The following is a 26954-nucleotide window of genomic DNA, read 5'->3' on the forward strand; positions in this document are numbered from 1 at the left end:
AAGAGGCAATTTAAATGGAAACACAAAACTGGCTATTAAAGCAAGCGGCAACTCAGCCGAACCAGATTGCAATTGATGATGGTAATGAGCGCCTGTCATTTGCTGAATTAAAAAAACAAGTAGAGGTACTTGTGGGAAAAATTGACCGCCTTAATCCTGGTTCGCGGGTAGGCCTCCTAGCTACTAATACTCTGATGAGCTATAAATTAGCATTAGCAATCATGTGTAGTGGTCGCACGATTGTCTGGTTAAACTGGCGGCTTGCTGGTGAAGAGCTTGAACGACAGATTAAAGACAGTGGAGTTCAGTTGTGTTTGGTTGAAAATTCTCTCTGGCGATCAGGGATGACGAATCCTTTTAAGTCTTACAGTGCATTCTTGATAATAAATGCTGATCCAGAAGAGTTGATTCCGGTATTTAAATCAGACTGGGTAGCCAGCATCATGTATACTTCTGGGACGACTGGTAAGCCTAAAGGAGTTTTGCAAACTTTCGGCAACCATTTTTATTCAGCAGTCTCTTCTGCATTGAATTTAGGTTTGTCGTCCGCAGATAAGTGGTTGTGTGTAGCGCCGATCTTTCATATTAGTGGTTTTTCGATTATTATGCGGGGATTAATTTACGGGATGACTGTTCGCTTGGTTGAGAAGTTCCGTGCTGAAGAAATTGAACGAATTTTAGCAAACGAAACGGTCACCATTATGTCGGTTGTGCCTTTTATGCTGAAAAAGCTCATTCAGCAGCAAAATAAGACTAATACGCACTATAATTCAGCATTTCGTTGTATGTTACTTGGAGGCGGAACGATTGATCGGGAAACACTCGAAACATGTTTACAACGGTCAATTCCTGTTGTTCAATGCTATGGAATGACGGAAACATGTTCTCAAATTGTTGCATTACGGTCAGCCGATGCACTTCTAAAATTAGGATCAGTTGGGCAGCCGCTATTCTCAACCCAACTAAAACTTAGTAAAGATGGTGAAATTCTGCTGAAAACACCGGCTTTAACTCCGGGCTATCTTAACCTGCCTGATAAGTTGCCTTCTAAAATGATTGACGGGTGGTACCGGACAGGAGATATTGGTCACCTGGATAAAGAAGGGTACCTCTATATCGATGGCCGCGCAGATGAGATGTTGATCTCTGGTGGAGAAAATATTTTCCCCCAAGAAGTTGAGCAGGTCTACCAACGTTACCCACAAATTAATGAAGTTGCAGTCGTTGGTCAAAATGATTCTGTCTGGGGACAAATACCAGTTGCCTTTGTCGTCAGTGATCGTCGTCTTTCTACAACCAAGCTAATGAATTATGGTTATGAACATTTGGCGCGCTATAAGGTTCCGCAACAGTATATTTTCGTTTCAGAATTGCCGAAAAACGCGAGTGGCAAGATTCGCCGATTTATGTTACGAGAAAAATTGAATAATGAGTAAAAAAACGAGGCTGAGAGAAAACGGCTCTACGTCAAGTAGTGTTGATACGCAAATATGAATTTTCGCCAATTAAATTGGTCTAGTTAGAATCGTCATTCGTGGCGGTTCTTTTTAGTTAGTTTGAATTTGGTGGCCAATAATTAAATAAATCCGCGTTTTAAATGCCGTAAAGTAACGATAACCACAGGCAACTCGTTTGATAGTTTTAATTCGATTATTAATCCCTTCGGTTCGACCATTTGAGAACTTCGTCTCAAAGCCACGCTTAATTCCCTCTTTATAGCGCGCTAAAACTTGACAACGGTGGATTGTATAATGGCTGACACTGTCTGGCCGGAGTTTAAGTAATTGAAAGAAAGTTGTAAAATCACGTTGATTGTAAGCACGCTTCAAGGATTGAATAAAATTATAGGTGGCTCTTAACTCTTGGTCATACGCTAACATTAAGTCTAAGATCATAATGGAATTAACAACGCGATTAAAATAACGTCCTTCGTAATAAACTTTTGTACTTAAATTTTCCCGATCTTGAAGAAATAGCCGCCAATAACGTTTAAGGCGCCGAGCTTGTTTCTGCTCCGCAGAATCACCTTTTCGCAAACGATTGAAGACATGAATTCGCACATGATTCATCGTATCATTAAGGTGTTTGGCAATATGAAAGCGATCATAGATGATTTGAGCACAAGGAAAAACGGTTTTAACTAGTTGATCATAAGCAGCGTTCATATCCATTACCAGATATTTTACCCGGCAACGGGCAGCACGTGTAAACTGTTGATAATGCTTAAATAAACTACGTAATCGCCGATCTTCAAGGAGTTCAAATAAGCAACTCCGATCACCATCAACAGCGATGAAACTCATCTTACCTTTAGCGCTCCGCATTGATTTAAATTCATCAATACATAGTGTTTCCGGTAGATAGTTTAAATTCGGCTTGTATTGATCAGCGAGGTCCAAAAGGACCCGCTGGACCGAAGCTTCACTGATAAACAAATCATGGGCAATATCTTTAATTGTTTGAATTCGCGTTAACCGAAGAATAATTTCACGCCTTAAATCACGACTAATTGTTCGTTGCTTTTCAAAAAGATAACTAGTCGCATTAAATGTTGTATGGCAGTCAGGACATTGAAAACGTTGAGTATTAACAAGCAACATTAATGGTTGAGCCCTAAATTGTCCATATTTGTATTTAGCTTGATAAAAACCATATTTTAAGATTTGTCCACGATTAATAACGCCACAATTTGGACAAGCACGCGGGATATAAGAAAGGGTACAGGATATTTGTGCCACCCGAACGTTTTTAATTGATTTATATTTAAGCCAATGATGAGGAAAATTTAAATGAGGGTCTGTTAAATTGAGGAGAGTCCTTGTATCATTATCCATGGAGGTTACCTTCTTTACTATGTGATTTGGCGATTTCATTGTATCAGAGGGCATGCCTCTTTTTTAGTCCCGAAATGTCAATTTAAGTTAGAAAGAAAATAGTTGCTCATCAGTGACGTAAGACATGAATACTTCATATGGAGTTCGATAGCCTAGTGATTTACGGGGCAGGTTATTTCGCTTACTCATCAGTTGGGTTACCAATTCATCAGGAAGATTGCGGAAATCTAGCTGTTTCGTTAAGCCATCCCGGCGTAAAAGACCGTTGTTGTTTTCGTTCAGCCCTCGTTGATTGGGAGCACCAACCTCAGCAAAGTAAGTGTGAAGGTCAAATTGATTGGCAATCTCGCGCCAGCCGGCGAATTCTTTTCCGTTGTCAAAGGTAATCGATTTGAAGAAGTGCCGCGGGAATTTCCGAAGCCACTGACTTAAGTGTTGGTTAATCGCATTAGCCGTCTTTTCGTGCACATTGAGTACAATTTCGACCTTCGATTGGCGTTCGGTCAGGGTCATTACCGCCCCTTGGTGCTTTTTGCCTTGGACGGTATCAGCTTCAAGGGGCCCAAATTCAGTGGCATAGTGCGGAAAGTCCTTGGCACGCTCGTGAATACTTCGCCCCAATTGGCCAGCCTTCCCGCGGCGCTCGACATAGCCATTCGGGTGCCACTTACCTCGCATCGGCAAGGAACGGACATCGAAGCCGAACTGGCCACGTTCAAACATCCGGTAAAGAGTTCGCCGGTTACAACTAATTGGGCGCTCAGCGCGCCCAATAATGGTATCAGGCGTCCACCCCTGGGCAATTTTGTCGTTGATATAAGTGAGTTCAGCCAGTGACAACTGAGTACGTTTTCGGCCACAACGTTGCTTATTGCGCATATAGTGATCTTGATAATCAGCAATTGAGGCACCGGTTTCCAGGTAACGATAAACGCGATAAACGGTTTCGGCGCAACGGTTGATCATTTGGGCCACTCGGTACGCTTTAAGCTTTTGCACGAAAGAATGGGCGATGATTGTCAGCTCGTTTGTGGTAAGATGGGTGTAAGTCATTTGTGGTTTCCTTTCTTTTGTTTAGGGGTATTCAAAAGTCTACCACAAATGGCTTTTCTATTTTTCTAACTTAATTTTACAAACGGCGAGTTTAAAAACAAAAAATCTAGTATTGGTATAGAAAGTGATATTTCTATATCAACACCAGATATTGTAAAGCCGAGAAAACAAAAGTTTTCTCCCAGCCTCGTTTTTACGAACAATAGCAAGCGTGGAACTAGCTTCGCGTCGTCACAAGGCTCGAGTCTAAGTACGAACGCTAATCAGCCCGTACCGTGCTAATCATCGTCCTAGTTTAGCCCACCACCTTGTCGAGGAGATTATTTCCCACTTCCACACGTCTCCAGATTTTTATAATTGCTTCTTATTCTTTGCCAGCTTTTTGATTTCACAATCGTAGTCACAAGCTGCACATTTACCTTGCTTGCCTCGTTGAAAAGTCTTAACAAGGAGGTAAAAGGCTAACGCAATAATTGCAGCAATAATAATAAAGTTAATAATTAATTTCATTTTAAATCACCCAATAAACAATCGACCAATTTGAAAGATAATAAATGCAATCCCATAAGCAACGACTAAACTGGAGGCAACAGAATAAAGCATCCACTTAGTCGAACCAGTTTCTTGTTTGATAGTTGCTAACGTTGCAAAACATGGTGCATATAAAAGAATAAAGACTAATAACGTATAAGCAGAAAGCGGAGTCATAAACTGACCAAGTGAAGCGATTAGGAATGCTTTACTGCTTGTATGAAACATTACCATCATACTAGAAGTAATAACCTCTTTAGCAAGGATCCCTGTAAACAAAGCACTAATTGGCTGCCACTGGTCAAGACCAATTGGCTTAAAGACCGGAACAAGGATGTGTCCAAGGCCGGCTGCAAAACTACTAGCCGAATTAGTAACAAAACCACTAGGGCCAAAACTTGATAATATCCAGATTAAAACAGTTCCGGCAAAAATAATTGTCCCAGCTTTTTTAATAAATCCCTTACCCTTATCCCATGTACCGTGCCAAATTACATCAAGACGGGGAAGATGATAGTGCGGAAGTTCAACTACAAAAACTGAACTTTCTTTTACTTTAAAGATTACTTGATAGAATTTTGCCATTGCTAAAGCCACGACAATCCCTAAGAAGTAGACCGATAAAACAATCAGTGCTTGATGACGTGGGAAGAAGGCGGCAACGAATAAGCTATAGATTGGTAGGCGGGCTGAACAGCTCATAAACGGCATAATTAAGGTAGTGATCAGTCGTTCTTTAGGCTGTTCAATTGTTCGCGCAGCCATGATTCCCGTAACATTACAACCAAAACCGATGATTAATGGAATAAAAGATTTACCGTTTAAACCAATCATCTGCATAACCCGGTCTGTTACTAAGGCTGCCCGCGCCATGTAACCAGAGTCCTCAAGCAGGGAAATACAGGCAAAGAGCATAAAGATTTGCGGAATAAAGGCTAAAACTCCTCCAACTCCGGCAATAATACCGTTAACGACTAGCGACCGTAATGCGGGAATTGCCCCGAGACTAGCTAAGGTTTGGTCGGCGGTAGTTGAAACCGGGCCTGATATAAATTGATCAAGCATATCGGAAAGTGGGGTGCCAACCCAATCAAAAGATAGTTTAAACATTATAAAGAAAATTAAGACAAAAATTGGTAAGCCAAGAATCGGGTTGGTAACGATTTTGTCAATTCGACTTGTTAGTTCAACTTGACCACCATTGCTAAGTTGATGCCGCGCCTGATCAAGTGTGTCCTCAATAAACTGTAACCGGACTTCAAAAATCTGGTCAGCAAACTTTTGCGCATCATAATATTTTTGTTGCGAAAGCAGGGGAGTTAGCTCTTTTTCCTGGGCAAATTTGCGGATTACTTTATTCTTACTTATGAATTGAATCGCTAACCAACGCGCAACTTGGGGCGCAAAAGAACAATCACTTTCCAGCGCTGTACTTGCCTGCCTGATTGCCTGTTTGATCATCGGGGGATAATCTAAATCTAGTTGGGTAGGATAGAGCGAATTACAATTGATAGTTTCTTTTCGCAATTGATCAATTCCTTGGTGGCCACGCGCATTTGTTGTCATTACTTTACAACCTAGACTTTTTTCAAGCAGGTCAAGGTCATATTCATACCCTGATCGGCGAAGGTCATCAATCATGTTAAGGACTAATACGACAGGATAGCCGAGTTCCAATACCTCGATTGTTAATAGCAGATTTCGTTTTAACTGACTAGCATTTGCAATATTGAGTACCATATTAGGTTGACTATGCATTAAGTAGTTGGTTACAACTGCTTCATCTTTTGTCAAAGGGTCAAGTGAATATACACCAGGCAAATCAATGATAATAATATCTGTTCCCTTAAGTGTTCCTTGTTTCTTTTCGACTGTAACTCATGTCCAATTACCGACATAGGCGTACTTATCAGTTAAGGAGTTAAATAGGGTAGTTTTCCCAGTATTAGGATTTCCAATCAGTGCAACTGTTGTCATTTTATTTTGCCCCCGTAAGCATTGTAAAAACAGTGTACCGCAGGCCGATTCGTTGGTGGTCATTTTCGATTATTACTGGGCCGTGAAAGGGATATTTTTGAACCACTTTAATCGGACATCCTTCACACAAGCCCATATCATGTAATCGGGCGGCAGTCGCTGTATTTAAACAGTCAAATGAGTGAAGAATATAATTTTGCTGAATCATTATTGCTACCTGCCTCCTTGAATATTCCGAAATTATATAAATACTATATTCTATCTTCATTATACACTTAAATCACCCCTTGAGAAAGCGCTTGAAATAAATTAAAATGAGTAGTTTTATTTTTTATTATTCGGATATAATAAGAATGTAAAGAATTTATTGATATTTATGGAATATTTACCGAGAATATTTTGGAATATTTCGGTCAGGAGGATGAATTTTATGGCAACACTAGAAATAAAGGATCTTCACGTTTCAGTTAAAGATGAAGAAAGCAAAGAAGAAAAGGAGATCCTTAAAGGGGTTAACCTCAAGATGAAGACTGGAGAAATTCATGCAATTATGGGACCAAATGGAACTGGTAAGTCTACTCTTTCTCAAACCATCATGGGTCACCCTAACTATCATGTTACGCAGGGAGATATCCTTCTTGACGGGGAGAGCATTGTTGACATGCCAGTCGATGAACGGGCACGCAAAGGTCTTTTTCTTGCAATGCAATATCCCGCTGAAATTCAAGGGGTTACTAATGCTGAATTCCTTCGAGCAGCGATCAATGCTCGGCGCCCTGAAGATGATCAGATTTCAGTAATGGACTTTATTAAGAAACTCGACAAGAACTTAGAATTGCTTGATATGAGTCAATCCATGACTGAACGTTATCTTAATGAGGGTTTCTCTGGTGGTGAAAAGAAGCGGAATGAGATTTTGCAGCTTTTAATGATTGAACCTAGTTTTGCGATTCTTGATGAAATTGACTCTGGACTTGACATTGATGCTCTTAAGGTGGTTTCAAAGGGCGTTAACTCAATGCGGGGCGACAACTTTGGTTCATTAATTATTACCCACTATCAACGCCTTTTGAACTACATCGTTCCCGATACGGTTCACGTAATGATGGGTGGCCGAATTGTAAAAACTGGTGGCCCTGATCTTGCTAAGAAACTTGAAGATGAAGGTTACGCTGGCTTACGTGACGAATTAGGTCTTGATATCAAACTTGTAGATGATGAAGACTAGGAGGCAGTTTGATGACAGAATTAAACTCAGCAAAAGAACAAATAATTGCTGCTAGTAAGGCAAATAATGAACCTCAGCAATTGATTGATCGCCGGCTTAGTGCTCGTGAGTTGATGGAAAAGCTCCGTTTGCCGCGGATGCAACGGTTCGATTTTCGAACTTGGCCCCTTATTGCGGATCGGCCATTGAAATGGATTGAATCAGATGCCAGCTTAGTTGAAAAACCAGCCGCCGATGATGAAGTAATTAAGGTAACCCAGTTGGGACAAACTTTGCTCCACGTTAACTTGCCGCAAAAGCTTCAAGATCAGGGGGTTATTCTCACAGATATCTTTACTGCTGCTCGTGAATATCCTGAACTTTTCAATAAATACTTCATGACTGCTATTAACCCCGAAGAAAACCTCTTAACTGCTTATCATCTTGCTTATCTTAATGCCGGTTTATTCCTCTATATTCCAAAGAACGTTGAAATTGAAAAGCCAATTGAGGCCGAGATTATTCAGGACAGCACTCAAGATGAGCCCTTGATTTCGCATATTCTAGTAATTGCCGATCGTGGCAGCCGAATTAAGTTTATTCAACACCTTACAACGGTTGGTGACCACGAGAATACCGCTAATATGATGATTGAATTAATGGCACAGGAAAATAGTGAGATTGACTTTTCTTCCTTAGATGAATTTGGTCCCCATACCCATACTTACTTTAAGCGGCGTGCCGACATTGGCAAGGATGCGCACGTTGAATGGGCAGTTGGCTTGATGAATGATGGTAACACAGTTGGTGACATGGATTCCGAATTGCTAGGCGATGGGGGTTATGCTAATTCAAAGATGATTGCCGTAACTACTCGTGACCAAGAAGTTGGCGTCAATAACCGCGTCACCAACCACGGTAAGCATACCACCGGATTGATAAACCAGCGAGGCGTCATTCTTGAAAAGTCTGAATTGATTTTTAATGGAATTGGGCAAATTATTCATGGTGCTCATGGGGCAAAGGCGGACCAACAAAACCGGGTATTGATTATGTCCGATCAAGCACGGGGAGATGCTAACCCAATTCTGTTAATTGACGAAAATGATGTTGAGGCAGGACATGCGGCTAGTGTTGGCCCAGTTGATCAACAACAAATGTATTACTTAATGAGTCGAGGAATTCCGCGCGCGCAAGCAGAACGAATGGTTATTCGAGGATTCTTAGGAGCAGTCTTGAGTGCAATCCCAGTAGCGGATGTACGGAATAAGTTAATTACGATTCTTGAAAGGAAGCTCGCCGATGGACAACAATACGAATGATTATTTAGCCGACTTTCCAGCACTTAATCAGCGAGTCAATGATGAACGCTTAGCCTACCTTGATAATGCTGCGACTGTTCAGCGCCCACGTCAGGTAATTCAGGCACTTGTTAACTTTTATGAACAAGATAATGCAAATGTTCACCGAGGGGTTCATGCACTAGCAGAACGTGCAACTAAGGATTATGAAGAAGCACGAAAGAAAGTGCAAAAGTTTATTAACGCGCCGAGTGCTAATGAAATTATCTTTACCAAAGGGTGTACAGATGGATTAAATCTCGTCGCTGCAACCTATGGCGAACAAAATATTCAACCTGGTGATGAGATTGTTATTTCAATCATGGAACACCATAGTAACCTTATTCCTTGGCAACAATTAGCTAAGGAAAAGGGTGCTGCCTTGAAATATATTGAATTAACTCCAGATGGCGAACTTGATCTTGCAGATGCTAAAAATAAAATTACCGATAAGACAAAGATTGTGGCAGTAGCCCATGCTAGTAATGTGTTAGGAACAGTGACGCCCTTGAAAGAATTAGCAATGATTGCGCACCAATATGGGGCAGTCGTTGTTGGTGATGGAGCTCAAGCGGTTCCGCATATGCCAGTCGATGTGCAAGATCTTGATGTTGACTTTTACGCTTTTTCTGGTCATAAGATGATGAGCCCGATGGGAATTGGGGGTTTATACGGAAAAGAGAGTTTATTACGAGCGATGCCTCCTTACCAATACGGTGGGGAAATGATTAATGATGTTCACCGGGATGAGAGTACATGGGCTGATATCCCGTTTAAATTTGAAGCGGGAACCCAAAATATTGCCGGGGCAGTTGGTCTTGGAGCCGCGATTGATTATTTAAATGGTATTGGAATGGATAGGATTGTGCAAAAAGAACAGGAACTTGTTAACTATGTTTTGCCCAAGTTAATTGCCATTCCAGATGTCGAGGTTTATGGTCCGCAATCGCCAGCAAAGCATACTGGGGTAATTGCCTTTAACATCAAAGGCCTTCATCCCCATGATGTTGCTACGGCCCTTGATATGGATGGGGTTGCAGTCCGCGCAGGTCACCATTGTGCGCAGCCACTCATGGAAGACTTGGGAGTAACGGCAACCGCTCGTGCCAGTTTTTATTTTTACAATACTAAAGAAGATGCTGATCAATTAATTAATGCAATCAAAGAAACAAAGGAGTTCTTTAACATTGGGACTATCTAAGTTAAATGGTTTATACCGTGAAGTGATTCTCGATTATGCCGATCATCCACATAATAAGGGAGAATTAGCAACTACTACGAATGCAATGACCCTTCATAATCCTACTTGTGGAGATACGATTAATCTTCAGGTCGAAGTAGAAGATAACAAGATCAAAAATATTGCCTATACTGGTGATGGCTGTACCATTAGTCAAGCATCAGCAAGCATGATGACCGACGCTGTTAAGGGAAAAACAACTGAAGAAGCCCTTGCGATGGCAAAGACTTTTTCTGATATGGCAATCGGTAAAGAACATTCAGAAGCTGACTTGGATCAACTAGGGGATGCCCGGATTCTTACCAGTATTATGGAATTCCCAGCTCGAATAAAGTGCGCCACGCTCTCATGGTGGGCATTACAACGAGCACTGTTGAAGGATAGCGAGGAGGAAGAAAATAATGAGTAATGATGCAGCAAGCATTATAAATAATAATGACCAGTATGAATACGGCTTTCATGATAACGTTGAGCCGGAATATTCAACTGGGAGAGGGCTGACAGAAGAAACTGTCCGCAAAATTTCAGCTGCTAAGCATGAACCTAAATGGATGCTAGATTACCGGCTTAAAGCCTACAAGATTTATAAAGAATTACCGATGCCAAAATTTGGGCCAGATTTATCAGAATTAGACCTGAAGAACATGCTTTACTACCAAAAGATGACCGATAAAAAGTTTCGCGACTGGGATGATGTGCCCGAAGATTTAAAACGGACTTTTGATCGATTAGGGGTTCCAGAAGCAGAGCGAAAATACCTTGCCGGTTCATCTGCTCAATATGAATCTGAAGTTGTTTATCACAATATGAAAAATGAGTTTGAAAAGCTGGGGATTATTTTTACTGATACAGATACAGCCTTAAAAGAATACCCAGAATTATTTAAGAAATGGTTTGGTAAATTAGTTCAACCAACTGATAATAAATTTGCGGCCCTAAATGCAGCAGTATGGTCAGGTGGTTCATTTATTTATGTACCAAAGGGCGTTAAGACAAAGACGCCAATTCAATCTTACTTCCGGCTTAATGCGGAAAACTCTGGACAATTTGAGCGGACCTTGATTATTGTTGATGAAGGGGCAAGTGTCGATTATGTTGAAGGATGTACTGCTCCCAATTACTCTTCTGATAGTCTCCATGCTGCGGTTGTTGAAGTTAACGTCTGCAAGGATGCTTACTGCCGCTACACAACTATTCAGAACTGGTCGGATAATGTTTATAGTCTAGAAACAAAACGGGCTGCAGCGGCAGAAAATGCAACCATGGAATGGGTTGATGGGAACCTTGGCTCAAAAGTCACGATGAAGTACCCAAGCGTCTACCTTAATGGTGAGGGAGCACGGGGAACCATGCTTTCCATCGCAGTTGCCAGCAATGGAATCCACCAAGATTCAGGGGCACGAATGATCCACAATGCTAAAAATACATCTAGTTCGATTGTTTCAAAATCAATTGCTAAGACAGGGGGCTCAACTGATTACCGCGGAACAGTCCGCTTTGGTAAGCACTCTGATGGCTCTAAAGCCCACGTTGAATGTGACACGATCATTATGGATGACCAATCATCCTCAGATACGATTCCATATAATGAAATTGACAATGCCCATGTCGCAATGGAACATGAGGCTAAAGTATCTAAGATCTCTGAAGAACAACTTTACTATCTTATGAGCAGGGGAATTTCAGAAGCAAAGGCAACTGAAATGATTATTATGGGCTTCGTGGAACCATTTACGAAGCAATTGCCAATGGAATATGCAGTTGAATTGAATCGTTTGATCAGTTTTGAGATGGAAGGTTCAATTGGTTAATTGAATTAACAAATAAGTTTGGAGGAACGTTTATGGCTGACGAAAAAGATACCCCCTTTTCCCCAATTGAAAATAAAGTGATGGATGCGTTGGAAGAAGTTATTGATCCAGAATTGGGAATTGACCTCGTTAACCTTGGCCTTATTTATGATGTTAAGGTTGATGATAATGGTGAATGTACGGTCACAATGACTTTAACGACAATGGGCTGTCCATTAGGCGATATTTTGAACCGCGACATTACCAAGGCAGTTACTTCTGTTGAAGGTGTAACTAAATGTAATATTAATCTTGTGTGGGAGCCGGTTTGGGATTTGTCAAGAATGAGCAGGTTTGCTAAAATTGCATTAGGAATTCACGGCTAGATATAGGAGGTCAGACATGGATATTAAACGCTTTGTTTATCAACGAAAGAGGCTTGGCTATTCACAAGTTGCCTTAAGCAAGGGGATTTGTACCCAGTCGACCTTAAGTAAGTTTGAAAGCAATGGTCAAGTACCATCACTCACGATTCTGGCGCAGCTTTGCGACCGTCTAGGACTAACGATTGATGATTTAAGCAAAGACAATACATCCTCAATTCGTTATATGAGAAGTCTGCTTAACCAGATTGAATTGGCTTTAATGATTGAACACTTTCCTCAGGCAGTTAGTAACCTTAAGAAGATTCGGCTTGAAGAGTTAAAACCGCCACAAGATCGGATGCAATATTATTATTTAAAAGGGATGATTTATACTTTAACTAATAATAACGCATCGACAAGTCTCTTTAACTTTACTAAGATTTTAGATGAACTGGATGAGCAACATCGGACAATCTTTTCGCCATTAGCATATTTAGGATCAGGGATCTTATATGCGCGGCAAAATTCAATGGAACATGCTGATTTCTTTTTCTCAAAGGTTATTGCATTCTTAAGATCAAAGGCTGATGAAGACTTAGCGGGTGTTGATCGGAATTATTATCTACGGATTGTAACGATGATGTACTACGCTGCCGAGTACCATTCATTAAATAAGCGGCTAGAGGTTAGTAACCAAGTTTTGGAGGCTACGATAAAGATCTGTGCTAGCAATCATGTTACCTATTTCTTACCACGAATTAAATTACTAGAAGCAAATAATGCAATTGAGTTAGGAGAAAACTCGAAAAAAATACGCCGCCTTTTAACTGAAGCAGAAGTATTTGCTCGCTTCAATAAAAATAATGTTGTTGAAGTTCAAGTAGCTGCTCTGTTAAATAACTTTGATAAGACGATTAGTAATAAATGAAAATAAAGGGAGCGAGGCAAAAAGTCAGAGGTGACTTCCGCCTCGCTCCCACTATCTAGTGCGCCCGGCATGGGTATTAGCTAGGTGGTGAAAGTCCGCTATGGGCCGTAGTAGTCGGAACCATGAGCTGAGGACAAGGGTGTCCACCGTGAGGTGGAATCTGAAGGAAGTCTAAGGCAAAGTACTGCATCGATGAACAAGAAGTAGCTATAAGGCTGGAATTAACTGGATAAGGCTGCTAGACAAGTTGAAGTCCAATACTACTCGAAGTTGGTCTCAGTAAAGCTAACGATGACATGGTACGAAAGCTAATATTCTTACCCGGGGAGATCTGGCCTACACGTTTCCGACAAGAGGAATAAGTTTAATTTCCACAGAAACAAGCGGTGCAGTGATGCAGTGTTGAGTAAGCCAGAAGTCAGCCGAGGTCATAGTAGTTTGAATAATCAGATGAAGGACTGAACGACAATAACTTGTAACTTATATCGGAGGTGTAATCAGGTGCGACAATCGCAGAAAACAGAACAACAAGCTGACCGCTTGTCGAGGATAGGTTTGGAAAACCGAAAGTACACAAGGGCGCGTAGTACCGGTTATGGTGAAGGTAAAGGTATGAGTGTCACTATCCAAGACCTGGTCTTGGATCGCAATAACCTTAATCAGGCTTATTTGCGAGTTAAGAGAAATAAAGGAGCAGCAGGCGTTGACGATATGACAGTCAATGACCTTCTGCCATATCTCAGAGAAAATAAGACGGAACTGATCGCTAGTTTGCGTGAGGGCAAGTATAAACCAGCTCCAGTCAAACGGGTAGAAATTCCGAAGCCTAATGGTGGAGTAAGAAGACTTGGAATACCAACGGTGGTGGACCGAATGGTTCAACAAGCTGTAGCCCAAATTCTTACGCCTATCTTTGAGCGTATTTTCTCTGATAATAGCTTTGGCTTCCGTCCCCACCGTGGGGCCCATGACGCTATTTCAAAAGTAGTAGATCTTTATAATCAAGGTTATCGAAGAGTTGTCGACTTAGACCTAAAAGCCTATTTTGATAACGTTAATCATGACTTGATGATTAAGTATCTCCAACAATATATTGATGACCCATGGACACTAAGACTCATTCGTAAGTTTCTAACTAGCGGAGTCTTAGACCATGGGCTTTTCGCTAAGAGTGAAAAAGGAACCCCACAAGGAGGGCCATTGTCACCACTACTGGCGAACATCTATCTAAATGAGTTGGACGAAGAGTTGACTAGACGTGGTCACCACTTTGTGCGCTATGCGGATGATTGTAACATCTATGTTAAAAGTCAACGAGCCGGAGAACGAGTAATGCGAAGCATTACCCAGTTTCTAGAAAAGCGCTTGAAAGTTAAAGTGAACCCAGATAAAACCAAAGTCGGTAGCCCGCTACGGTTGAAGTTTCTTGGCTTTTCGTTGGGTGTAGACCACAATGGGGCCTACGCCCGTCCAGCTAAACAATCGCAACAACGAGTAAAGAAAGCACTGAAGTTATTAACTAAACGTAATCGTGGAATATCTCTGACAAGAATGTTTGAAGAAATTCATCGAAAAATGCGTGGGTGGCTTCAGTACTACTCAATTGGGAAACTAACTAACTTTATTCAACGCCTTGACAAGTGGTTGAGGGTCCGAATAAGGCAGTATATTTGGAAGCAATGGAAAAAGTTTAAAACTAAGGTAACTAACTTACAGAAGTTGGGGCTGTCCCAGCGTGATGCATATGTCTTCGCTAGTACCCGAAAGGGCTACTGGCGAACTGCACATAGTAAGACCTTGAGCTATTCTCTAACTAATAGAAAACTGGAACAACTCGGACTTATGAATATGTCCAAGACGCTCCAGTCAATTCAATGTGATTAAGTTGTCGAACCGCCGTATACGGAACCGTACGTACGGTGGTGTGAGAGGTCGATAATTGAACTAATCAATTATCTCCTACTCGATTAGATCTACTAACCGATGTTTAACTGCATAGTGGAGAAGTTCTGCGTGTGAAGCAAGGTTTAATTTTTGCATAATCTTTGTCTTATGGGCTTCAACAGTTTTAGGAGATATAAACATCTTAGTAGCAATTTCTTTGTTAGTATATCCTAGAACAATTAACGGTAAGATTTCTTGCTCACGCTTTGAAAGAGCAATGTAATTTCCTAAATCGAAGTGCGGAGAACCGCCCTTGATAACTAGTAAATCTTTCTTTGTTACCATAATATTATTGTCTAAGTATTTTTCGCCATTAATAGCGTGTCTTAGGGCGTGAAATAGTTCTTTCAGTGAGGAGCTTTTAAGTATATAGCTATTTGCGCCATTATAAATTGCCTGATTGATGTATTGATGTTCACTACGAGAAGAAAAAATAATAATTTTGGTGTTAGGGAAATGTTCATGAATTCTTTTAATTGTAATCAGACCATTTTCACCAGGAGGCATCGCTAAATCCATAATAATGATATCAATGTCACCTTGTTCAACCCGCAATGAGGCATCTATTCCGGTTGTTTCTTCAGCAATTACTTTAAAATTATCTAGTTGTTCAACCAGATTTTTAACTGCCATTCGAATGATGGGATAATTATCCGCCACAAGTACTCTATACATCAATAAACCTGCTTTAATTCTTAAAGTTATCTCTTCTTCAGTATCTTCTTTTTGCTAATAATTATCAAGATCCAAAAGTTATTTTTTACACTTGCTGAAATAGTTTCAATAAACGGCTGGAATAATTGTGAAAATTTATTGCAGAATAAAACTAATGCTGTAAAATAAAAGAGGATCATTGATGACATGACAACATCAATGGTCCACAGTAGAAGTATGTTGGCGAAAGTGATTGCAGAATCACCTTCACCTTTTATTATACCAATTTTTTGTACTAATGTAATAAAGATTATCTTTTTATCTATAAATTATTTTATGAAAAGAGTGAAAAAGGTAAGAAGAGCAATTAAAAAGCCAATTTTAACAATTTTATTAAGTTGATTGAAGAAAAAATAATAATCATCTAATAATTAATGCATTTACGGATTGTTTGATCTAGAATGTAATTATTAGCTATTCTTGAATCAGAGAAAGGTGAAGCATTGATGGCAGAAAAAACATTTACAACAACCGAGCTCGCTGAGTTCGATGGTCGAAATGGACATCCCGCATACGTTGCCGTTAAAGGCGTTGTTTACGATGTCTCTAACGTTCCGCAATGGAAGGATGGTAAACACCATGGAAACCTTGCTGGTCGTGATTTAACTTCAGTGATGCCTCGTTCTATCCATCTGGAATCAGTCCTTGAAGGTATCCCTGTTGTTGGAAAACTAGTTGACTAGGAATAACTATGTAAAAAGCTAGGAATTGGTAGTTTTAAACTATCTCTTCCTAGCTTTTTATATTGTAACTTTGAAATAATCCCGCAAGTATTTTGCAAGTCCATTATGCTCGTTATCAATTGGCGTTACATCATTAGCAATACTTTTAAGCTCAGAAATGGCATTATGCATCGCAACGCCATGTCCAGCTGCATCAAGCATTTCTAAATCATTATGCTCGTCACCAAAAGCAATAATATTTTGCCGGTCGATTTGGTACTGCTTAGCGATATAAAACATTCCTGACTCCTTATGAGTGCCACGATGGATCAATTCTAAGATGTTGTAAGGGCCCCCCCATACTCGTGGTTCAACGAAATCGCCGTATTTTTCATTAACTGCCTTAATGATTTCTTCTTGGTGTTCCGGTTCATATTGGATTGTCATTGCGATTGGATTGCCTGTTAAGTTAGTCGCGGTTAGGATTTGATCATCGCGCAACTTGTTTGGTAAGAATTCAGGTAAATCATTACTAGCTTGATTAGCCCATACATGATGTTTATTTTCAACGGTAATTGTTTTAATTCCTAGTTCTTTCCGGTGGGTTAGGAGATCGAGGGCTAGCTCCCGTGTTAATTCAACATCATATTCTTTATCCCAGTGTTCATGAGGTATATGCGTTAGGGCCCCGTTAAAGTTTACCATCGGGGTCTTAATCCCAATTTCATCGTAAATATGTTTGGCAATCCGGTAAGGGCGGCCAGTAATGATGCTGACAATATGACCATCCCGTGCAAGGGCACGTAAAGTTGTAATTGTCTCATTTGTTAATTTTGATTGATTATTTAATGTTGTGCCATCAAGATCAAGCGCAATCAAGTGTTGATCCATTACCATCTCACTTCTCTTTCCATAAAAAATTCAATTATAATATTGTAAACAAAAACTTAACGCTTTGCCAAGTATTTTGACTTAAAAAGCCTAAAAAATACGTTACAATAAAGATATTACGATAAAGAGGAGCGAAAAATAACGTGCAATTACCAAATGAATTTGTCACGAAATACAAAAAACTAATGGGAGCAGAGGCCGATGAGTTTTTATCAGCACTTGCCCAGTCAAGTTATAGTGGTTTTCGCGAGAATCCATTAAAGAACGGACAACCAGTTGCAACAATTGAAAAAGCTACGGGGAAAGTACCATATGTGCCGACAGGATATTGTGGCCAAGTGAATGGAAAATCATTAGACCATGTTACTGGATGGGTATATAGTCAAGAGCCGTCAGCAATGTTTGTAGGAGAAGTGGTTAATCCACAAGCAGGGGAACGAGTGCTAGACTTGTGTGCAGCTCCGGGAGGCAAAACAACCCACCTCATCGCTAAAATGAACAACCAGGGGCTATTGGTTGCTAATGAAATTTTCCCTAAACGGGCGAAAATTTTGGCCGAAAACTTGGAACGATGGGGCGCAAAAAATGCAGTTGTCACTAGTGAAAGTCCCGCAGATTTAGAAAAACAATTTTCCCAATATTTTGACCGAATTCTTGTTGACGCGCCTTGTTCTGGAGAAGGAATGTTTAGAAAAGAGCCCGCTGGAATTGAATATTGGTCACCAGAATACCCCGCTGAGTGTGCTAACCGCCAGCAAAAGATCCTCGCATCCGCAATGAAAATGCTAAAGCCAGGAGGAACATTAGTATATTCGACCTGTACTTTTGCACCAGAAGAGGATGAACAAAATATCTCATGGCTGCTCAATAACTATCCAGACTTGAAACTTATCCCAATCGAAAAGGCGGCCGGAATGGATGATGGCCGTCCAGAATGGGCTGATGGCAATGAAGAATTGAAAAAGACAGTTCGACTATTCCCGCACCATCTTAAGGGGGAAGGACATTTCATTGCTAAGTTAGTAAATGGTGAACCTAAGACAATAGATAAAAAGCGCAAAAAGAAGAATAAGCGGAAAAAGCAATCGATTGTTAAACCGGACAAAGAACAGGTCAAACTCTTTAACCAGTTTGCTACAAGCGTCTTCCCAGACTATCAACCACACCAATTGATTTTATTTGGTAACCAGCTCTATGATTTGCCATTAGAAGAGGACAAGATCGAGGGACTAAATGTACTCCGACCTGGACTTCACCTCGGCACTTTTAAGAAAAATCGATTTGAACCAGCGTTGGCATGGGCTCTTGCCAGCTTACCACAGGAGGCAAACCGGGTCATTGAACTAAGCCAGGAACAGTGGCACCAATATGTCCATGGGGATGTAATCAATATTGATGCTGACCTTCCGAATGGTTGGTATTTATTAGTATGCGAGGAACATACTGCTGGTTTTGGAAAATTGGTCGGTAAAACAATCAAAAACTTTTATCCCAAGGGGTTACGTTTTTAAATTAGGAGGATTATCGAGATGAAGGAAAAAGCAGCCTTTCACGTTAACGGCTACCTCGGGTTACTCGGGGCGATTATTATCGGTTTAATTAGTTTGTGGCTGATGTTTGTTGGCTTTACGCGTAATTTTCCGGTGCTTCTGACAATTGGAATTATTTTATTCTTGATTGTGATTCTTTTTAGTACATCATTGACAATTATTCAGCCAAATGAAGCCAAAGTTTTAACTTTTTTTGGTAATTATATTGGGACTATTCGTGATGCGGGCTTATTTATGACGGTACCATTTACAAATAAGGAGACTGTTTCTCTGCGTGTTTGCAATTTTAATAGCCAGATTTTAAAGGTCAATGATTCAAAGGGTAACCCAGTCGAAATTGCGGCCGTTATTGTCTACAAAGTTGTCGATACCGCAAAAGCGCTCTTTTCGGTTGATGATTATGAGCAATTTGTTCAAATTCAAAGTGAGTCTGCGGTTCGTCATGTTGCTAGTGAATATCCATATGATAGTTTTGAAGATCAAGATGCAATTACCCTTCGCGGAAATCCAACCGAGGTATCAGAGCGGTTAACTGCCGAACTGCAAGAACGGCTAAACGTAGCAGGGGTCAAAATTATTGAAACACGGTTAACCCACTTAGCCTACGCAACTGAAATAGCCAGTGCCATGCTGCAAAAGCAACAGTCATCGGCAATCCTATCAGCGCGAAAGATAATCGTTGAAGGGGCTGTTTCAATTACTGAAGAAGCAATTGAACGACTAAGCAAGGAAGCCAACCTTGATTTAACAGATGAGCAACGTTTGCAAATTATCAATAACATTATGGTAGCAATTATTAGTGAACGGGGAACGCAACCAGTAATAAATACGGGGACACAAGGATAAATGATATATTTAACAATTTTAATGGCTGAGCGGGTTGGTTTAATTATTATTCTAGCGTTTTTGCTAGTTAGTGTGCCCTTATTTCGCCGCCTGTTATTTAATCAAACCATTAGTGCCAAAATTCAACTAACGATTCTTTTTTCTATTTTTGCTATTATGGCTAATATGACTGGAATAGAGATTGACGCAAATAACCAGTTGCATAACAAAATCATTCTTACGGCCATTTCAACAAATGATTCGATTGTCAATGCCCGAATTTTAGCTGTTTCAGTTGCTGGAATTATTGGTGGACCATGGGTTGGTAGTTTAGTAGGATTAGTAGCAGGAGTCCATCGGATTATTCAAGGTGCACCCCTGCAAAGTTGGTTTTATGTGCCCAGCTCAGTTTTGATTGGTGCGCTTTCTGGTTTTTTGTATCATGATCGAAAAAGTTATTTTAAGGTAATGACGCCGTGGCATGGTTTTATTGTGGGGATTTTGATGGAAAGTATTCAAATGCTTTTTATCTTACTATTCAGTCCAACGGGATGGGTCTTAGTTAAATATATTGCCCTGCCAATGATCTTGGTTAATTCGCTGGGGACATCGATTTTCTTATCGATCATTTCAATGTACCTTCACCAAGAGGAAGAACTGCGCGCTATGCAAACTCATTCTGTCTTACAATTAACAAATGAAACCTTGCCTTATTTTCGTCAAGGATTAAATAAAAGCTCAGCACAACAAGTAGTCAAAATCATTAAAAAATATACTAATTTTGATGCAGTGAGTATCACTGACAGACAAAGAATACTGGCGCATATTGGAGCTGGTGATGATCATCATATCCCAGGAAATAGACTAGAAACTTCTTTATCTAGTAATGTGATCAAAACGGGCCAAATAAAGATCGCAAATAACAGTAAATTGATTGGTTGTATCGATCCCAATTGTCCTTTAGAAGCAGCAATTGTTGCCCCTCTGCGAATTGGGAATGAAGTTATTGGAACATTAAAAATGTATTATACTGATCAATGGCATTTAACACCGGTTGAAATTCAGCTAGCAATCGGTCTGTGTGAGATTTTTGCTAACCAAATTGCATTGGGTGAAGCAGAAGTACAGGCGCAATTAGTTCGAGATGCTAAGATAAAAGCTTTACAAGCACAAATAAATCCGCATTTCTTTTTTAATGCTATTAATACAATTAGTGCAATTTTACGTCGGGATCAAGAGAAAGCGCGAGAACTTCTCCTCCAACTTAGTAATTACTTCCGAGCTAACTTAATTGGGGCCCGGGAGACCGAAATTACTTTGGGACAGGAGCGTACCCAAGTCGATGCATACCTTGAACTGGAACAAACTAGGTTTCCACAGAAATATAACATTACCTTTGATCAACAAGTCGAAAATGATGTTTACTTGCCGCCATTTACAATTCAAGTATTAGTTGAAAATGCGCTTAAACATGCTTTCGGAGCACGTAAAGATCATAATGATGTTCAAATAACAATAAAGAAACTGGAAGCACGGTTGGAAATTCAAGTAGCTGATAATGGGAAAGGGATTGCACCGGAACTTCTTCCTAAACTCGGGAAAGAACCATTGACATCTTCAAAGGGAAGTGGAAATGCGCTATATAATTTGAATCAGCGCTTAATTGGTCTATATGATCAGCATAGTGCCCTTCAAATTACAAGTAGTAATAAAGGAACAAAGATCAAAATTTCTTTACCATATCACACTAAGGAAGGTGCAGACAATGAAAGTCTTAATCGTTGATGATGAACCGCTTGCTCGTGAAGAACTTCATTACTTAATTCAGGGAAATAGTGAAGTTACAGAAATACTTGAAGCAGATGGCATTTTTATGGCAGAGGAACAAGTGAAACATGAACACCCAGATATGGTTTTCTTAGATATAAAGTTATCTGATGGAAATGGGATAGCGTTAGCTGAAAAAATAAAATCATTTGCTGATAGTCCTCATATTGTCTTTGCGACTGCTTATGATTCCTATGCGTTAGATGCCTTTGAAGCAGATGCAGTTGACTATATTTTGAAGCCATTTTCTGCTAAAAGGGTCAACGAAGCAATTATGCGGGTTGCAAAATTAATTCCGCCAGATGATGATACTACCAAAACTAAGATGGAATTAAGGCAGAATCCCCGAATTTCGATTCAAAATGACGAGCGAACGATTATTTTACAGAAAAAACAAATACTTTACGTACAGGCACAGCAAGGTTATGTTTATATCTGGACTCTTAACAAGCATAAAATCATTAGTCGACAGACGCTCACTAATATTTATGACCAATTAAAATCTCCAGAATTTTTACAGATTCATCGTAGTTTTATTGTCAATTTGAATGGCGTAACAGAGCTTCAACCAAGTTTCAACCATACTTATGAACTGACTTTAATCGATGGAAGCAAACTACCGGTAAGTCGTTCATATGTTAATACAACCAAAAAAGCATTAGGTTTATAAAAAGGATTGGTGAATTGTTTATCTTTTCACCAATCCTTTTTTTGTGTAAGGCATTTTAAGCTAACTGGAGGGCATTTTAACGCAAATTTAGGTTATTTAATAGTGAGAACGAATACAAATCGGGAAAAGTTAGTAAAATAGATTGTGATAAATGGTATTAACGTTAATGCCTAAACATATTTATCATGTTTAGGAGGATTATTATGAAGAAAGAAGAAAAGAAGAAAGAAGCGCCCATTTTAGTTCAAATGGGAATCTTTGCTGCAATTTTATTCGTATCACAATTAATCTCTAATCTTTTTCCTAAGAGTTTCGTTGTTCCTACACCATTAATCGGAATGATTTTATTATATATTTTATTAGCTTGCCATATTGTTAAGTTGGAACAAGTTGAAAAGTTTGGAGATTTCATGATTAGTTTAATTGCCTTTCTGTTTGTCCCATCAGGAATTCAACTTGCTGGGAGCCTTGGTTTAATGAAAAAAGAAGGGCTACAAGATGTAATTGTTATTATTATTTCGACAATTATTTTATTAGCAGTAATTGCTTATGTTGGAGCATTCTTTATTGGGGTACATCATAAATTATTCAAGACTAACAAGGGGGAAACTGATAATGACTAATGTATTTATTACAAATCTGGCGTTACCTTTTACCGGGGTATTTATTTCATTGCTGGTCTACTTAATTGGGATGTGGCTTTTCAAAATTAGTAATGGCTTTTTCCTCTTTACTCCATTGTTAGTAGGGATGGTATTAGGGATTGTAATTTTGGCAATCTGGGCCAAGGTCGCTAATTCAACGACTGCAATAGTTTATAAAAAATTTTACCAGCCAGGTGGGAATTTGATTTTTTGGTTCCTGAACCCAGCAACAATGGCATTTGCGATTCCGCTTTATCGTCGGAATGATGTTTTTAAGAAATATTGGGTTGATGTAGTTCTCACATTATTTGTGGGTGGATTCATTTCATTATTTTTGATTCAAGGAACAGCTAAATTATTTGCTCTTTCCCGTGTTTCAACCGCCGCTATGCTTCCCCAAGCAGCTACTACCGCTGTTGCGATGCCAATTGCAAAGGGAATCGGTGGTGATCCCGCGGTAACAGCGATGGCATGTATCTTAAATGCAGTTATTATTTATGCCCTTGCCGAATTCCTGATTAAGGTCTTTAGACTAAAGAAAATTTCTAAGGTCGGAACTGGTCTTGGTCTTGGATCTGCTGGTCACACTGTTGGATCTGCTAAGGCGGTTCAACTAGGGTCAATTCAAGGAGCAATGGCCGCAGTGGCAGTTGTTATCGTTTCGTTAGCAATGGACATTTTGGTTCCTATTTATGCTCATCTTTTTATGTAAAATTTAATTAGGGAGAGAAAAAGAAGTATGGCGATAGAAGAACATCAAAAGGTTGTTTTAATTGGTGATGGAGTTGTGGGGTCCGCGTATGCTTTTAGCGTGATCCAGCAAGGTTTAGCTGAGGAATTAGTTATTATAAATAAGAGTAGTGAGCGAAGCGTTGGGGATGCACTAGACTTGGAAGACGCAACGCCATTTACTGCCCCAGTAAAGGTCAAGGCTGGTAGCTATCAAGATTGTAAAGACGCTGATATTGTTACTATTTGTGCAGGCGCTGCGCAAAAGCCAGGTGAAACACGGCTTAAATTAGTTGAACGTAACTTAAAGATTATGAAGGAAATCGTTCAAGAAGTAGTTAATACCGGGTTTAATGGAATCTTCTTAATTGCTGCCAACCCAGTCGATATCTTGACATATGCTGTTCAAAAAATTTCTGGCTTTCCAGCACATAAAGTTATCGGCTCGGGAACTTCTCTTGATTCAGCACGCTTAAGAGTAGCGATTGGTAAAAAGCTAGCTATTGATCCCCGAGATGTTCATGTTGATATGTTAGCGGAGCATGGGGATTCAGAATTTGCTGCTTATTCTTGTGGGACAATCGGTGGAACGCCTTTAATGGATTATGTTTTAGCTAATGGGTTAACAAAGCAAGAATTATTAAAACTAGAAGAAGAAGTACGTAATAAGGCTTATGAAATTATTAACCGGAAAGGCGCAACATATTATGGAGTAGCGACTGCTTTGGCAAGAATAACGAAAGCAATTTTATATGACCAAAATACAGTATTACCCGTCAGTGCATATTTAGATGGTGAATATGGAGAAAAGGATATTTACCTCGGGACACCGGCTGTAATTGATAAAGACGGTATTCAAAAAGTAGTAGAATTGCCATTAGATTCACGTGAACAAGAGGCTTTAATTAATTCAGCATCAGTCTTGCGTGAAACGACAGCAAACGGGATGACTAAAGCGGGTCTATTGAACTATCTTTGGAAATAAATAAAATGACTAGGGAGCGAGACAGAAGTCACTTGTGACTTCGTTTTTCGACGCGAAGCTAGCCTCTGGGAGCCCCCGCAAGCAATAATAGGCCTCCAACGTTCGGCTTTTTTGCCGGACGTTGGAGGCCATTGTTGTACTGCGTATTTACTTTTTATGAAAGTAACTTAACTTATGTCACAGTCCCTTAGTCATTTTTGCATTATAGTGACCGATGACGGTTATTTATTTGTTTCGATTAAGTGCTTAGCCAATGCAAAGTTGCCGAGAGTAGCAGAGCCATTTCCTGGAACAGAAGGGTTGACAATATATTCATCGAGTGATCCAACCGGAAGATAATCATTCCATAACATTGCAAATTGCTTCCGAACCCGTTCAAGAAAGGCTGGGCGCGAAACACTTCCACCGAAGATAATTTTTTGTGGACGTAAAATGGCAGTTACCTGAACCGCCGCTTGTGCAACGTAATATGCCATGATATCCCAAACAGGGTGATTATCAGGAACATCTTCGCCGCTAATACCGAGCCGCGCCTTGAAAGTTGGTCCAGCTACCAATCCTTCCAAGCAATCGTGGTGGTAAGGGCAGATACCAGTAAAGTTTAGATCAGCTGGGTGGCGTTGTAAGCGAACGTGGCCCATTTCAGGGGTACTAATTCCACCAATAAAGCGGCCGTTTTGAATTGCTCCAGCACCCACGCCAGTTCCAAGGGTATAGTAAACCAAGGCCGGATTATCATACTTATCTTTTAAATTGACATATTCACCGTAAACCGAACCATTGACGTCCGTTGTCCAGTAGACTGGAATATTGAGGGCATCAGTCATTGTGCCGACAAAATTGCAATTTTGCCACTTAACTTTAGGAGTATCAGTAATATAACCGTACTTTTCACTAGCCGGATTAGTATCAATTGGTCCAAAACTGGCAATTGAAAGTGCAGCTAGTTCAGGGTACTGCTTAAAAAATTCAATTGAAGCCCCTAAAGTTTCTTCGGGGGTGGTTGTAGGGATGATTTTTTTATCAATTTCATTAAAATTTTCGTCACCGACAGCACAGACAAACTTAGTACCGCCAGCTTCAATACTTCCTAATAACATAATCAAAAACCTCATTTAATTAAAGTGAACGTTTATCAATCTGATAACCATGTTTGAGTATAAACCTTAGAAAACGGTATCACAAGCACAATTACTCTCTTTTTACTTATAAAACGTTTCACTAATTCAAATTAATTTCTGAACTTTCGCGCCAAGTGGCTTTGGCGGGCAAATTAATATGAATAGGGATATCATTCGGATTATTCAGACGGTGGACCAGTCTTTGAACTGCTATTGTCCCCATTGAAAAACTTGCTGGATTGATCGATGAAAGGGACGGAACTAAATATTCAGCAATATCCGAATCATTATAGCTAATAATTTGAAGGTCTTGGGGAACTTTAAGCTGATGTTGCTTAATGGCTCGATATGCGCCGATAGTTAGTTGGTCACTGGCTATTAAGGCGGCCTGAAAATTACCTTTCAAAAGAATATTCATGCTGTCAAAGCCATCTTTAGGAGTCCACCCATTAAGGGCAACCAATGGAGAAATATTATGAAGTTTTGTCCACATCAAATAGGCCTTAGCTCGAATATCTTGATACGAGTCTGTCGTTTCGCCATTATTATTCATGGGATGAATATTTCCACTGATAAAGGCGATTTTATTATGTCCATTTTCTAGTAACTGATCAAGAACGGTCTGAGTAGCTTCAAAATACGAATTACGGATAATATCGTAAGCGGGGAGGTATCGATAGTCGTCAATTAAAACGATATGGGGATTGTTTTTAGCTAAATTAGCGTAGAATTCTTGCGTAAAAACTCCGGCAACAATTACGCCATCATATTTTTGAGCGTCAGTAAATTGAAAGTCTTTATTGGGAAAACGAACAAAAGCTTTGATTTGAATGTTTTGCTTGGAAGCTTCCTGAATAATTCCATCATGGACTTGAATGAAATAAAGGTCATGAGCTTCTGTTTCGAGCGAATGAGTTGTAAGTACTAGGATTGAACGAGGAGTTGACGGCGGAGTAACGGCCCTGTTTAGGTGGGGATGGTAATTATACTTTGCTGCTACTTCTTTAATTCGTGCTCTTGTTTGTTCACTTACTGAAAAAGATGAATCATTGCTTAAGACACGTGAAACGCTGGCAGGAGATACACCAGCCTCACGCGCTATTTTTCTGATACCAGTCATAGGAAAA

At 39.9% G+C, this 26954-nt stretch carries 25 protein-coding genes and 1 pseudogene; 17 read left to right on the forward strand and 9 right to left on the reverse strand.

The window, feature by feature from the left end:
- Positions 1 to 14 precede the first annotated feature (14 nt).
- The gene (locus SH603_RS05685; RefSeq protein ID WP_169477765.1) at positions 15 to 1436 is read left to right on the forward strand and encodes an o-succinylbenzoate--CoA ligase; all 1422 of its coding nucleotides are present in this window, start codon (positions 15 to 17) and stop codon (positions 1434 to 1436) included.
- A gap of 111 nt (positions 1437 to 1547) precedes the next feature.
- On the opposite strand, the gene SH603_RS05690 is transcribed toward SH603_RS05685, so the two are convergent.
- From SH603_RS05690 to SH603_RS05710, 5 genes and pseudogenes are all read right to left on the reverse strand, one after another.
- On the reverse strand, positions 1548 to 2834 hold the full coding sequence (locus SH603_RS05690) for an ISL3 family transposase (protein ID WP_321533655.1): 1287 nt from the start codon (positions 2832 to 2834) through the stop codon (positions 1548 to 1550).
- 87 nt (positions 2835 to 2921) lie between these two features.
- A complete protein-coding gene (locus SH603_RS05695) occupies positions 2922 to 3887 on the reverse strand; it encodes an IS30 family transposase (RefSeq protein ID WP_321534204.1) in 966 nt (321 codons plus the stop codon).
- A gap of 351 nt (positions 3888 to 4238) precedes the next feature.
- Positions 4239 to 4397: a FeoB-associated Cys-rich membrane protein gene (locus tag SH603_RS05700; protein WP_124216061.1), complete on the reverse strand. Its 159-nt coding sequence runs from the start codon at positions 4395 to 4397 to the stop codon at positions 4239 to 4241.
- Between the two features lie 6 nt (positions 4398 to 4403).
- A pseudogene (feoB, locus tag SH603_RS05705) lies at positions 4404 to 6458 on the reverse strand (ferrous iron transport protein B).
- Complete coding sequence (locus tag SH603_RS05710) at positions 6397 to 6603, reverse strand: FeoA family protein (protein WP_124216063.1); 207 nt, start codon at positions 6601 to 6603, stop codon at positions 6397 to 6399. The pseudogene feoB and the gene SH603_RS05710 overlap by 62 nt, the downstream one beginning before the upstream one ends.
- 222 nt (positions 6604 to 6825) lie before the next feature.
- On the opposite strand from SH603_RS05710, the gene sufC reads away from it, so the two are divergent.
- The 8 genes from sufC (at position 6826) to ltrA (ending at position 15149) form a co-directional block, all read left to right on the forward strand.
- A complete protein-coding gene (gene sufC / locus SH603_RS05715) occupies positions 6826 to 7623 on the forward strand; it encodes a Fe-S cluster assembly ATPase SufC (protein WP_003666143.1) in 798 nt (265 codons plus the stop codon).
- A gap of 11 nt (positions 7624 to 7634) precedes the next feature.
- Positions 7635 to 8924 (forward strand): Fe-S cluster assembly protein SufD, encoded by a 1290-nt coding sequence (gene sufD / locus SH603_RS05720; RefSeq protein ID WP_321534205.1) that lies wholly within the window; start codon positions 7635 to 7637, stop codon positions 8922 to 8924.
- Positions 8905 to 10143, forward strand: coding sequence for a cysteine desulfurase (locus tag SH603_RS05725; RefSeq protein WP_321534206.1), 1239 nt, complete (start codon positions 8905 to 8907; stop codon positions 10141 to 10143). Before sufD ends, SH603_RS05725 begins: the two co-directional genes overlap by 20 nt.
- Positions 10130 to 10591 carry a Fe-S cluster assembly sulfur transfer protein SufU gene (gene sufU, locus SH603_RS05730; RefSeq protein ID WP_003674144.1) on the forward strand — a complete coding sequence of 154 codons (462 nt, stop codon included), beginning with the start codon at positions 10130 to 10132 and terminating at the stop codon, positions 10589 to 10591. Before SH603_RS05725 ends, sufU begins: the two co-directional genes overlap by 14 nt.
- Complete coding sequence (sufB, locus tag SH603_RS05735) at positions 10584 to 11993, forward strand: Fe-S cluster assembly protein SufB (RefSeq protein ID WP_066035282.1); 1410 nt, start codon at positions 10584 to 10586, stop codon at positions 11991 to 11993. The genes sufU and sufB overlap by 8 nt, the downstream gene beginning before the upstream one ends.
- 32 nt (positions 11994 to 12025) lie before the next feature.
- Positions 12026 to 12358: a metal-sulfur cluster assembly factor gene (locus SH603_RS05740; RefSeq protein WP_003667917.1), complete on the forward strand. Its 333-nt coding sequence runs from the start codon at positions 12026 to 12028 to the stop codon at positions 12356 to 12358.
- A 16-nt stretch (positions 12359 to 12374) separates the two neighbouring features.
- Positions 12375 to 13265 carry a helix-turn-helix domain-containing protein gene (locus tag SH603_RS05745; RefSeq protein ID WP_169473129.1) on the forward strand — a complete coding sequence of 297 codons (891 nt, stop codon included), beginning with the start codon at positions 12375 to 12377 and terminating at the stop codon, positions 13263 to 13265.
- A gap of 501 nt (positions 13266 to 13766) precedes the next feature.
- Positions 13767 to 15149, forward strand: coding sequence for a group II intron reverse transcriptase/maturase (ltrA, locus tag SH603_RS05750; protein WP_321534165.1), 1383 nt, complete (start codon positions 13767 to 13769; stop codon positions 15147 to 15149).
- Positions 15150 to 15224: 75 nt separating this feature from the next.
- Here ltrA and SH603_RS05755 read toward each other — a convergent pair whose 3' ends face one another.
- The gene (locus tag SH603_RS05755; RefSeq protein ID WP_321534207.1) at positions 15225 to 15884 is read right to left on the reverse strand and encodes a response regulator transcription factor; all 660 of its coding nucleotides are present in this window, start codon (positions 15882 to 15884) and stop codon (positions 15225 to 15227) included.
- A gap of 485 nt (positions 15885 to 16369) precedes the next feature.
- Between SH603_RS05755 and SH603_RS05760 the strand changes: the two genes are divergently transcribed.
- Positions 16370 to 16606 (forward strand): cytochrome b5 domain-containing protein, encoded by a 237-nt coding sequence (locus SH603_RS05760; RefSeq protein WP_003666157.1) that lies wholly within the window; start codon positions 16370 to 16372, stop codon positions 16604 to 16606.
- Between the two features lie 57 nt (positions 16607 to 16663).
- Here the strand turns inward: SH603_RS05760 and SH603_RS05765 are convergent, their stop codons facing one another.
- Entirely contained in the window at positions 16664 to 17476 is an 813-nt protein-coding gene (locus tag SH603_RS05765) for a Cof-type HAD-IIB family hydrolase (RefSeq protein WP_321534208.1), read from the reverse strand.
- A gap of 143 nt (positions 17477 to 17619) precedes the next feature.
- On the opposite strand from SH603_RS05765, the gene SH603_RS05770 reads away from it, so the two are divergent.
- The 7 genes from SH603_RS05770 to SH603_RS05800 all read left to right on the forward strand — a co-directional run bounded on the left by SH603_RS05770 (position 17620) and on the right by SH603_RS05800 (position 24706).
- Entirely contained in the window at positions 17620 to 18987 is a 1368-nt protein-coding gene (locus SH603_RS05770; RefSeq protein WP_169473073.1) for an RsmB/NOP family class I SAM-dependent RNA methyltransferase, read from the forward strand.
- 18 nt (positions 18988 to 19005) lie between these two features.
- Positions 19006 to 19872, forward strand: coding sequence for an SPFH domain-containing protein (locus tag SH603_RS05775; RefSeq protein WP_020843095.1), 867 nt, complete (start codon positions 19006 to 19008; stop codon positions 19870 to 19872).
- Positions 19873 to 21636 (forward strand): sensor histidine kinase, encoded by a 1764-nt coding sequence (locus SH603_RS05780; RefSeq protein WP_321534209.1) that lies wholly within the window; start codon positions 19873 to 19875, stop codon positions 21634 to 21636.
- Positions 21617 to 22348: a LytR/AlgR family response regulator transcription factor gene (locus tag SH603_RS05785; RefSeq protein ID WP_169477756.1), complete on the forward strand. Its 732-nt coding sequence runs from the start codon at positions 21617 to 21619 to the stop codon at positions 22346 to 22348. Before SH603_RS05780 ends, SH603_RS05785 begins: the two co-directional genes overlap by 20 nt.
- 203 nt (positions 22349 to 22551) lie before the next feature.
- Positions 22552 to 22971, forward strand: coding sequence for a CidA/LrgA family protein (locus SH603_RS05790; RefSeq protein ID WP_003666169.1), 420 nt, complete (start codon positions 22552 to 22554; stop codon positions 22969 to 22971).
- Entirely contained in the window at positions 22964 to 23704 is a 741-nt protein-coding gene (locus tag SH603_RS05795) for an LrgB family protein (protein ID WP_132139843.1), read from the forward strand. The genes SH603_RS05790 and SH603_RS05795 overlap by 8 nt, the downstream gene beginning before the upstream one ends.
- 27 nt (positions 23705 to 23731) lie before the next feature.
- Complete coding sequence (locus SH603_RS05800) at positions 23732 to 24706, forward strand: L-lactate dehydrogenase (protein ID WP_169471204.1); 975 nt, start codon at positions 23732 to 23734, stop codon at positions 24704 to 24706.
- Between the two features lie 221 nt (positions 24707 to 24927).
- Here the strand turns inward: SH603_RS05800 and scrK are convergent, their stop codons facing one another.
- Positions 24928 to 25806 (reverse strand): fructokinase ScrK, encoded by an 879-nt coding sequence (gene scrK / locus SH603_RS05805; protein WP_019253600.1) that lies wholly within the window; start codon positions 25804 to 25806, stop codon positions 24928 to 24930.
- 121 nt (positions 25807 to 25927) lie between these two features.
- On the reverse strand, positions 25928 to 26947 hold the full coding sequence (locus SH603_RS05810) for a LacI family DNA-binding transcriptional regulator (protein ID WP_321534210.1): 1020 nt from the start codon (positions 26945 to 26947) through the stop codon (positions 25928 to 25930).
- Positions 26948 to 26954: the final 7 nt, after the last annotated feature.

It is taken from the genome of Limosilactobacillus reuteri, from assembly GCF_034259105.1.
Classification (GTDB): domain Bacteria; phylum Bacillota; class Bacilli; order Lactobacillales; family Lactobacillaceae; genus Limosilactobacillus; species Limosilactobacillus reuteri_G.

Coding starts and splice junctions, on each gene's coding strand:
- SH603_RS05685 (WP_169477765.1), top strand. CDS start 15: ATGGAAACACAAAACTGGCTATTAAAGCAAGCGGCAACTCAGCCGAAC.
- SH603_RS05690 (WP_321533655.1), bottom strand. CDS start 2,834: ATGGATAATGATACAAGGACTCTCCTCAATTTAACAGACCCTCATTTA.
- SH603_RS05695 (WP_321534204.1), bottom strand. CDS start 3,887: ATGACTTACACCCATCTTACCACAAACGAGCTGACAATCATCGCCCAT.
- SH603_RS05700 (WP_124216061.1), bottom strand. CDS start 4,397: ATGAAATTAATTATTAACTTTATTATTATTGCTGCAATTATTGCGTTA.
- SH603_RS05710 (WP_124216063.1), bottom strand. CDS start 6,603: ATGATTCAGCAAAATTATATTCTTCACTCATTTGACTGTTTAAATACA.
- sufC (WP_003666143.1), top strand. CDS start 6,826: ATGGCAACACTAGAAATAAAGGATCTTCACGTTTCAGTTAAAGATGAA.
- sufD (WP_321534205.1), top strand. CDS start 7,635: ATGACAGAATTAAACTCAGCAAAAGAACAAATAATTGCTGCTAGTAAG.
- SH603_RS05725 (WP_321534206.1), top strand. CDS start 8,905: ATGGACAACAATACGAATGATTATTTAGCCGACTTTCCAGCACTTAAT.
- sufB (WP_066035282.1), top strand. CDS start 10,584: ATGAGTAATGATGCAGCAAGCATTATAAATAATAATGACCAGTATGAA.
- SH603_RS05740 (WP_003667917.1), top strand. CDS start 12,026: ATGGCTGACGAAAAAGATACCCCCTTTTCCCCAATTGAAAATAAAGTG.
- SH603_RS05745 (WP_169473129.1), top strand. CDS start 12,375: ATGGATATTAAACGCTTTGTTTATCAACGAAAGAGGCTTGGCTATTCA.
- SH603_RS05755 (WP_321534207.1), bottom strand. CDS start 15,884: ATGTATAGAGTACTTGTGGCGGATAATTATCCCATCATTCGAATGGCA.
- SH603_RS05760 (WP_003666157.1), top strand. CDS start 16,370: ATGGCAGAAAAAACATTTACAACAACCGAGCTCGCTGAGTTCGATGGT.
- SH603_RS05765 (WP_321534208.1), bottom strand. CDS start 17,476: ATGGATCAACACTTGATTGCGCTTGATCTTGATGGCACAACATTAAAT.
- SH603_RS05775 (WP_020843095.1), top strand. CDS start 19,006: ATGAAGGAAAAAGCAGCCTTTCACGTTAACGGCTACCTCGGGTTACTC.
- SH603_RS05780 (WP_321534209.1), top strand. CDS start 19,873: ATGATATATTTAACAATTTTAATGGCTGAGCGGGTTGGTTTAATTATT.
- SH603_RS05785 (WP_169477756.1), top strand. CDS start 21,617: ATGAAAGTCTTAATCGTTGATGATGAACCGCTTGCTCGTGAAGAACTT.
- SH603_RS05790 (WP_003666169.1), top strand. CDS start 22,552: ATGAAGAAAGAAGAAAAGAAGAAAGAAGCGCCCATTTTAGTTCAAATG.
- SH603_RS05795 (WP_132139843.1), top strand. CDS start 22,964: ATGACTAATGTATTTATTACAAATCTGGCGTTACCTTTTACCGGGGTA.
- SH603_RS05800 (WP_169471204.1), top strand. CDS start 23,732: ATGGCGATAGAAGAACATCAAAAGGTTGTTTTAATTGGTGATGGAGTT.
- scrK (WP_019253600.1), bottom strand. CDS start 25,806: ATGTTATTAGGAAGTATTGAAGCTGGCGGTACTAAGTTTGTCTGTGCT.
- SH603_RS05810 (WP_321534210.1), bottom strand. CDS start 26,947: ATGACTGGTATCAGAAAAATAGCGCGTGAGGCTGGTGTATCTCCTGCC.